At 44.7% G+C, this 8,839-nt stretch carries 6 protein-coding genes and 2 pseudogenes; 4 read left to right on the top strand and 4 right to left on the bottom strand.

The genetic code is table 11. From position 1 onward, the window contains the following. The first annotated feature begins 314 nt into the window (after nt 1-314). Nucleotides 315-404: pseudogene (locus tag GXP22_00425) on the top strand (PEP-CTERM sorting domain-containing protein). A 17-nt stretch (nt 405-421) separates the two neighbouring features. Here the strand turns inward: GXP22_00425 and GXP22_00420 are convergent. The 3 genes from GXP22_00420 to GXP22_00410 all read right to left on the bottom strand — a co-directional run bounded on the left by GXP22_00420 (nt 422) and on the right by GXP22_00410 (nt 4,967). Next, nucleotides 422-1,891, bottom strand: coding sequence for a threonine synthase (locus tag GXP22_00420; protein ID NOX07953.1), 1,470 nt, complete (start codon nt 1,889-1,891; stop codon nt 422-424). Between the two features lie 80 nt (nt 1,892-1,971). After that, nucleotides 1,972-3,327 (bottom strand): Na+/H+ antiporter NhaA, encoded by a 1,356-nt coding sequence (nhaA, locus tag GXP22_00415; GenBank protein ID NOX07952.1) that lies wholly within the window; start codon nt 3,325-3,327, stop codon nt 1,972-1,974. 26 nt (nt 3,328-3,353) lie between these two features. Continuing rightward, nucleotides 3,354-4,967, bottom strand: a complete 1,614-nt coding sequence (locus GXP22_00410) for a cation:proton antiporter (GenBank protein NOX07951.1) — start codon at nt 4,965-4,967, stop codon at nt 3,354-3,356. Between the two features lie 94 nt (nt 4,968-5,061). Between GXP22_00410 and GXP22_00405 the strand changes: the two genes are divergently transcribed. The 3 genes and pseudogenes from GXP22_00405 to GXP22_00395 all read left to right on the top strand — a co-directional run bounded on the left by GXP22_00405 (nt 5,062) and on the right by GXP22_00395 (nt 7,557). Beyond that, nucleotides 5,062-5,691 carry a HEAT repeat domain-containing protein gene (locus GXP22_00405; GenBank protein NOX07950.1) on the top strand — a complete coding sequence of 210 codons (630 nt, stop codon included), beginning with the start codon at nt 5,062-5,064 and terminating at the stop codon, nt 5,689-5,691. 180 nt (nt 5,692-5,871) lie between these two features. Next, nucleotides 5,872-6,774: pseudogene (locus GXP22_00400) on the top strand (D-hexose-6-phosphate mutarotase). Nucleotides 6,775-6,888: 114 nt separating this feature from the next. Then, a complete protein-coding gene (locus GXP22_00395; protein NOX07949.1) occupies nt 6,889-7,557 on the top strand; it encodes a tRNA 2-thiocytidine biosynthesis protein TtcA in 669 nt (222 codons plus the stop codon). A gap of 3 nt (nt 7,558-7,560) precedes the next feature. Here GXP22_00395 and GXP22_00390 read toward each other — a convergent pair. Then, the coding region (locus tag GXP22_00390; GenBank protein NOX07948.1) for a hypothetical protein at nt 7,561-8,839 on the bottom strand (1,279 nt) is incomplete at its 5' end.

Here is an 8,839-nt window from a genome sequence, read left to right as displayed (position 1 = left end):
AATCGGACATGTTCTATTCCTCTGATTGTAAAACCACAGAGTGCAGAAAATTATTTCAGGTGTATAGAGTGGGGTTTATTTTGCGCTTACGTTACAATGACGGCGACTTCGGAGCATCCCATTTTTCTTCATTAGATTATTATGCCTTTTTGTCTACCTACGACACACCAGGAGGGTCTTCTAATGAAATTGGTCTTGGCCGATTTAATGGGAATGGCGATGTTGATGACCTTGATGATTGGAGCACAATTACAAATTTAGATGCACTCCATTTGATAAATGGAAACGCAGTTAATCTTCTGTTATACCGCGAAACACCTGCTGTCTCTGTACCGGCAGCAGTTTGGTTATTTGGTTCTGGTCTTTTAGGTTTAATTGGAATCGCTAGACGTAAGAAATCATAAAAAATTCTTTCGTCTAATTATATAAACGACAGAATTTCAGCCTCGATATCTTCTTTATCAATCAGCGTATTCTGTGCTATTTCTTTTTCAAATAACGCGCTGATAACCGTCGGTATCTTGATATTGGCTTTTTCGGCAATCGACTTCAGTGCATCAATATCCTGTGTGTCAACCTCGCCGGTGATGGCATTGGCAATGACGGGTGAGAACTTGGTCCATTCTGCAGTTGAGTAGATGATGGTTTTTAATGGTTTATCCCGGCAGTTATCATAGGCCTTGAAACAGGTGGCGGTATGTGGATCTATTAAATAGCCTTTTGAAAAGACATTCTTGATGTATTTTTTACCTTCTTCATCGGTGCAGAAGTCAGCAGTAAAGATATCTTGTAGTGTCGTTAATTCATCATGGCTTAATTGGTAATGATGTTCCTTATCCAGTTGCAGCATGAGTTCTTTGGCGCGTGCCGCGCCAAACAAATCAAATAGAATGCGTTCAATATTGGATGACTTCAGAATATCCATCGCCGGTGAAGTAGTGGCGATGACTGACTTATTGCGTAAATCATAGCGACCTTCTTTAATGAACTGGGTGAGGATATTATTGTTATTTGAGGCGATCAGGATTTTTTCAACTGGCAGTCCCATCTTCATAGCATAGTAGCCGCCAAGCGCATTGCCGAAGTTACCGCTGGGTACATTAAGGTAGATCTTGTCGCCTAAAGCTATGGCTTTCTGGCGTACCAGTTCAAGATAGGAATGAATATGGTAGATAATTTGAAAAATAATTCGCCCGAAGTTGACTGAGTTGGCGGCTGAAAGGTGAATGTTTTTTTGCTCTAGTTTTTGTTTAAATGTAGCCGATCCGAGTAGTTGTTTGAGGGCACTTTGGGCATCATCAAAGTCACCGTGAATACCAATAACCTTTAAGTTGCTGGCATTTTCAGTAACCATTTGCAGACGCTGCACATCGGAGGTGCCGCCATCGGGATACAGACAAACAACCTGTACGTTGTTGCGGTTTTTAAAAGTTTCCAGTGCGGCAGGGCCTGTGTCACCCGAGGTGGCTGCAAGTATCAGATAATGCTCATTGCGCTTTTGTGCCAGTGCTGAAAGCACTAGGCCGAAGGGCTGTAATGCCATATCTTTAAATGCACGAGTGGCACCGTGGTATAACTCGCTGACATAGAGGTCATGGTAAACTTTGTTTACGGGTACCGGGTTACTGTTGTCATCAAATTCATCATATAGATCGAGTGCCTTTTCAATCACGTCGGCATCAATATCAATCTCAAAAGCGATTAACAGATTGCGCGCCAGGGTTTTGTAATCGGCATCAATATGTTTTTGTAAAAAGTCATTGCCGAGGTCGGGCAAGGATTCAGGGGAATAGATGCCACCAAACGATGATATGGGGCTCAGGATGGCCTCAGAAAAACTGACATGGGGTGGGTGCTGGCCATCATTACCGCGCGTTTCAATAAATTTCATATGAGTGATAGTGCGTTATATTAAGGTGATGTGAATTATAGCGAAAAGTGCTTTTATTTCATAATAATTTACACAGATAATTATTCTTCCTTTTGTATGGCTTTTGTCGAGGTGAAATATAACCAGAGAAACCCCGAGACACCAGCAATTATCGAGGCAATAAGAATCCCTGTTTTAGCCATAAGGAGATCGCTGGGGTGTTGCACAAAACCGAGTTCTGCAATAAAGATGGACATGGTAAAGCCAATACCACCCATCAGTCCGGCACCAATAATGTGCTTGAAGTTAAGATCGTGTGGAAGCGAGGTTAAGCCCAGTTTTACCGCAATCCAGGCGAAACCGGCAATGCCAACCAATTTTCCGATAACCAGACCGGCTGTGATACCCACCGAGACCGGGTGGGTGATAATTGTACCTAGGGCTGACCAGTCGATGGGGACACCGGCATTGGCGAGAGAAAAGATCGGGATAATAATATAGGCGGATGGCAGGTGCATCTTTCGTTCCAGGATTTGAGCCGGTGCTTGTACCAGTTGTACACCTTCACCCAGGGCCTGAACACGGGAACGGAGTTCATCATTTTTAATAATGTTAGCTTCTTTCTGGTAGGCCTGTTTGATTTGTTCAACCATTCCATTGATATGAGCTAGAAAACGACCGGGGTCATATTTTGGGCGCATCGGAATTGTAAAGGCAAGGAAGATGCCTGCCAGTGTGGCATGAATGCCACTTTTTAACATGGCGATCCAGAGAATGGTGCCGAGTAACATATAGGGTAGGGGACGACGAATACCACCCAGGTTTAATGCCACTAGTACACCTATTATGGCGATGGCAGTCGCCAGTGCGGGGATGCTGATGGTCTCTGTATAAAATAGCGCGATAACAACAACCGCACCGAGATCGTCAACAATCGCCAGTGCAACAAGAAAGGTTAACAGGCTCTTGGGTATGCGCTTGCCCAATAATGCCAACGTACCCAGAGCAAAGGCAATATCAGTTGCCATGGGTATGCCCCAGCCATCAAAGGTATGTCCTTCGGGATTGATCATCATATAGATAACAACAGGAACTAGCATGCCGCCAATGGCCGCAACAATAGGCAGTATCGCTAGTTTGGGGTCGGCCAGTTCGCCGACCAGTATCTCGCGTTTGAGTTCGAGTCCGATGACGAAAAAAAACAGTGCCATGAGACCATCATTAATCCAGTGATGCAGGGACTTGGATAATTGAAACCCTTCTACGCCAATAGTAAATGGCATTTGCAACAGATTGTAATAGCCATCACTCCATGGGCCGTTAGCAATAAATAGTGCGATTATTGCGCACAGCATCAGTAAAATACCACTGGTGGTTTGGCTGTGAATGAAGTCTTCAAAGGGCGTTAATACGCTATCAAATGCCTTTTCCCAGGGTGCGATATATTCTTTTTTCATAAGTTTCCTGTGCTTGTGGGGTCAGTTTAGGGGCTTGCCTGGTCTTGCTGTGCGTTATGTTCAACGTGTTCAGCAAATCCAGCACCCGCCTCCGTGTAGATGTTGTAGACGGCGGTCGCGCCTGATTTTTGCAAAAAATCGACCTCATCCGGGAATCGTGCAATGGCCGTTACACGCCCGGAAAAGGATATAATACGGAGTTGATCCAGTGCGTCCAGATTGGCCTGAAGATTGGGCAATGCCAGCATGACAAGTTTTATGCTGTGGTCTTTCTCTATTTTGTCCCAGAAGTCGGCATCACTGGGGTCACCGTGGAGTATATTGCGTCCCTTTAATTGATGTCTTTTAACTAACTCGGTATCAAAATCAATGCCAATGACGGTTTCGCCATGATGTTCACGCATCTTGTCATAGGCACCACTGCCTACTCTGCCCATGCCAAAGATAGCAATAGTGGCACCGAGTGTATCCAGTAGCCTGTCGTCAGGGAGTCTTTCTTTATGTTGAAATCTTATCCAGAATGTTCTGAACTGACTATAAATCTTGTCGTCGATATTATTGAGTGGGGCAGCAAGAACAAAGGAGAAGGAGAGTGCGATAGCCATCACTACCAGCCACTCAGCATCCATCCAGCCATTAGTGACACCAATAGCGGCAATAATAAGGCCGAATTCACTGTAGTTACTGAGGTTCAGGGTGGCTAGAAGCGAGGTGCGTGCACGTAGTTTCAAGCGTGTCATCAGCACATAGAACAGGCTGGATTTAATTAATACAAAGGGTACCAGTAGCAGGCCGATAATCAGCGCCTCCAGTGAGAGTTGTCCTGACATACCGATGGAGAGAAAAAATCCCAGCAGGAACAAATCCTTGAAGCCAAGCATGGATTTTGCCATCTCGGTTGCCTTAGGGTGAGTGGATATCAAGACCCCCATAATGAGTGCACCGAGATCATCTTTGACCCCGCCTAACTCAAATAGCTCAGAGCCACCCAGTGCTAGAACCAGTCCGTACAGGATCAATAGTTCACCATGCCCTGTCTTTTGTAATAAGTGATGAAACACAGGGCGCAGCGGAATGAGCAAGAATAATAGCAGTGCCCAGGGGGAAGGAACCTTGCCTGTGGATGCCGCCAGGAAAATAACCGCAACCAGATCCTGCATTACCAGGATACCGATTGCAATACGTCCATGTAGTGATCGCATCTCGCCTTTCTGTTCCAGTGATTTAACGACAAATACCGTGCTGGAGAAGCTCAGGGCAAAGGCAAGCATCAAAGAGAGTCTGAGATCCAGACCAGAGAAGAGGGGTGCATTCATCAGGGCGAGGACAAAGATGGCTGTACCAAACAAGGCGATAATGATGGCAATATGCAGTGCCGTGACGGCCCACACCTGAGGCCTGATCAGCACCTTTAGATTAAGCTTTAGACCCACCGTAAATAGCAGGAGTGTTATGCCCAGGTCAGCGAGTTTGTGCAAGGTCTCACCACTTGCAATTCCCATATAATTGAGCAGGAAACCAGTCGCCAGAAATCCCACCAAAGGTGGCAGGCTAATCAGTTTTGCCAGAAAGCCCAGAAAAAAGGCCAGCGATATCCAGGTGACATCGCCCATTGCTATTGCAACCCATTCAAAATCCATGGATTATAATTCCTTAAATTTGTATTGCGACTAATACTACGCTAGATTGAAGGTCATGGACAGACCCCAATCCTGTCTTAAGAGAGCAAATATTATGCAACGAGTTCCCTCCGTACTATTATTTATCAGTGCCGACTGCCCACATTGCTCATCCGTATTAACGGTGCTCGGTAATCTGGTGAAATCAGGTGCAATGGGTACCTTGGAGGTAGTGAATATCCAGCACTATCCAGAACGTGCACAGGAATATAATATTCGATCTATTCCGTGGATCAGGATAGGCCCATTTGAGTTAACCGGTCTGCACTCACAGACTGAACTGGAGCAATGGATCAAACGGGTTGATGATCCAACAGCAATGGGTGATTATTTTTCCGAGCTGATGACCTCCGGCGAACTCAGCAAGGTTCAACAGTTGGTTGAGGATGATCCCTCAAACCTTTTAATCTTGATTCGCTTGATAGCTGATCTGGATACCCCGTTGTCCGCACGTATTGGTATTGGTGTTATTATGGAAGACCTGTCGGGTAGTGTATTATTGATGAATAGTGTTGATGTACTGGCTGAACATACAAGACATAAACAAACGCAGGTGCGTATTGATGCCTGTTATTATTTGGGGCTAAGCAAGAGTGCCGAGGCAAGACAATATATCGAGCCCTTGCTTAAGGATGATGATGCCGAGGTGAGAGAGGTTGCGGCAGATGCTCTGAGGGAGTTATAGGCGGTTAGGGGGCAAAAGACCTTAGGTCTGCCCCCTATCTATAATGATCGAGATTTTGTCCGTATTGCTGAAGCAGAGTCGGCCTTGCAATTCATGTCTCGACCTTACCGGACATATTTTTTTCAATTAAAATCGTGTCATTACAGAAGCAAAATAATCCTTAACGGGATAGCAGTGATTATGAATATAGATATCAGACAACTAAACAATATATTCGCAATCCCGGATCAACTGACCTTTATCGAGGGCAGGGGTGGCTTGCCGATGATTGAGATACAGAATACAAAGGCGCGTGCCTTGATCTCGATCTATGCCGGGCAGGTGCTTTCTTTTCAGCCTGTTACTGAGTCTGAGGATCTTCTGTTTAATAGCGATCATGCCTTCTATGAAGAGGGCAAGGCGATCAAGGGTGGTATCCCTGTATGTTGGCCCTGGTTTGGTCCTGACCCGGATGGGTTGGGGCGGGCGGCGCATGGCATTGCACGCACCCGACTATGGACGGTATTGGAGACAGGGCTTACTCACGCAGGGGGTACACAGGTAATACTGGGGCTTGAAGATAGTGCGGAGACCCGGGCAATCTGGCCCTGTCACTTCAAGCTCACTATGGAAATTACGTTAGCGGATACATTGACAGTCTGTCTGCGCACCCTGAATACGGGTGATCAGTCCTTTACCATCACGCAGGCATTGCATACCTATTTCAGGCTTGGGGATATTCATAAAGTCAGCTTGTCGGGATTGGGCGATACCCCCTATATTGATAAGGTGGATGGTGGTCAACAAAAAACTCAACCGGGGGATGTTGTTATTACGGATGAGGTTGACCGTATCTATTGTGGTTCAGTGGGGGACTTGTCGATTAATGATAAAGAGTTGAAGCGCAAGATCGTCATTCATTCCGAGGGTAGTCAGACGATGGTGGTATGGAATCCCTGGAAGGAGACTTGTGCAAAAATGCAGGATCTGGCAGATGAGGATTATCAACGCTTTCTCTGTGTAGAAGTCAGCAATGCTGCCAGTGATATTATTGAGATTGCTGCCGGTGATGAATATTGTCTGACGGCACGTTATGGTATTGAAGGTTTAGGGACAGATTTCAAGTCTGTCTCCGAATCAAAGTCTGTCCCCAGGGTTGTCATCAAACATTCTAAACCCCTACTTCGTGCAGTAGGCAAGGCGATTGCTGATTTTGACATGATCAAAGATGGGGATCGTATCTTGCTGGGACTTTCCGGCGGCAAGGATTCCTTAACCTTGTTGAATATTCTGCGCCATTTGCAGGCCTGTGCGCCAGTAAAATTCGAGATTGGGGTGATTACGGTTGATCCCATGACAAAGGACTTTGATCCATCACCATTGAAGCCTTATGTAACCAATATGGGTCTACCTTATTTTTTTGAGAGCCAGCCTATTATGGATATGGGTAAGGAATATATGACGAATCCTTCCTATTGTTCCTGGTGCTCACGTATGAAACGAGGGGTGATGTATAGTACAGCCAGGCGTGAGGGTTACAATGTGCTGGTGCTGGCACAACATCTGGATGATTTGGCTGAAAGCTTTTTGATGTCGGCTTTTCATAATGGTCAGTTACGCACGATGAAAGCGAATTATACGGTGAGTGAAGGTGATTTGCGGGTTATTCGTCCATTGGTTTATGTGCGTGAATATTTGACTCGTGAGTATGCTGAGATGGCTGGTCTACCCGTTATCATGGAAAATTGCCCCGCTTGTTTTGATGTGCCGACTCAGCGTCAGCATATGAAGACATTATTAGCTAATGAAGAATCGCAGTACCCTAATATCTACAAGAATCTGTTACATGCCATGCGTCCATTGATGGATATTAAGGATTCCAGTTAAACTTTAGAAGATGTAGGAAAACCCGGATCTTTTATGTTTCAAACGGCGGCTATTGAATTTGCTGGAACGGGTGGCTAGGCGTGTGACGGGTGTTAAAGCCCTGGATGAACGTTCTGTTATATCGTTTGAAATAATCGTTTGATCCCCTTCGTTGCCTGTTGAAGTGTTTTGAGTTTCTATAGTGCTGAGTTTTTCTATAATGGGTAGTGGTTGATCCTCTATGATGCTGGGTTCTATAGTGGGTAGTGGTTGATCTTCTATGCTACTAGTGCTGATTGGGACGTTTACTAAGGTGTAATTTGTTGTGAACAGTGATTGATCCTGTGGCAGGTTAGCAATAATGTAGCTTGTCTCAATGATTTTAAGTAACTGTTGGTTTTGATATATATATGTTCCAGGGTTTATGGTTTCAATACGTGTGCTATTTGCGATGTTTAATAGTGATGTGTTGATATTATCGGCAACTATCTCGGGTGTGCGTGTTGACGTATTGGTGTCGAGATTCAGACCATCTTCTAATGCGGATGTTTTCCATTCATCCAGGGTGTATTTATCTCTTGTCTGCCAGTTGAGTTTTGCCTTGTTATCACTGGTTTCATAGATGTTGTTATCAAATATAAAGTCTGTCACATCAGAAAACCTGGCACTGTAGTCAATATAGACAGAATAAATTTCATTGTTGTAGATGATATTGTTTTTGATGCTCAGTCCGGAGTTGTTAAAGCGAGATACAAATATTGCGGCATCTCTTCCAGCATGTATGCCAACATCGTTTTTTGGGGTTATTCCACCAGTAATAATATTGTTATAGATGCGTATGTTTTGAACATCACCACCAATACCACCACCACCAATGCGGATTCCAGACCATTTTCCTCGAGAGGTCATTGTTGTTGCCGTTGTTTCTGAGAACCCGGAAATAACATTATTAGCGATAGTGCTGCCGTGTCCACCGTCAGCAATTTGTATACAACCTTGTAGACAATCATGAATATAGTTTTCAATGATGTCTACGGTACCTGTAGCTCCAGCGACGGATATTTCCATGTCTGCGTCACCATCATTCGGTCCATTATTCCATATTTCATTATTGATAATGGTTATGTTTCCACCCTGGATACCAATGCCACCTCTGTCCGTATTACCATCTATTTTTCCGTTATCATAAACCATGCAGTTTGTTATAATATTGGTTCCGTAGCTAGCATTCATATACATGCCTGTATTCAGGTTATCATGGACATTTAAAGAATCATAAGTCAGGTTTCCTGTCGTATGGTCT

It is taken from the genome of Gammaproteobacteria bacterium, assembly GCA_013151035.1.
In the GTDB taxonomy this organism is placed as follows: Bacteria; Pseudomonadota; Gammaproteobacteria; order JAADJB01; family JAADJB01; genus JAADJB01.
Note: the sequence above shows the minus strand (reverse complement) of the source record. Positions and strands in the feature narration are given on the sequence as shown.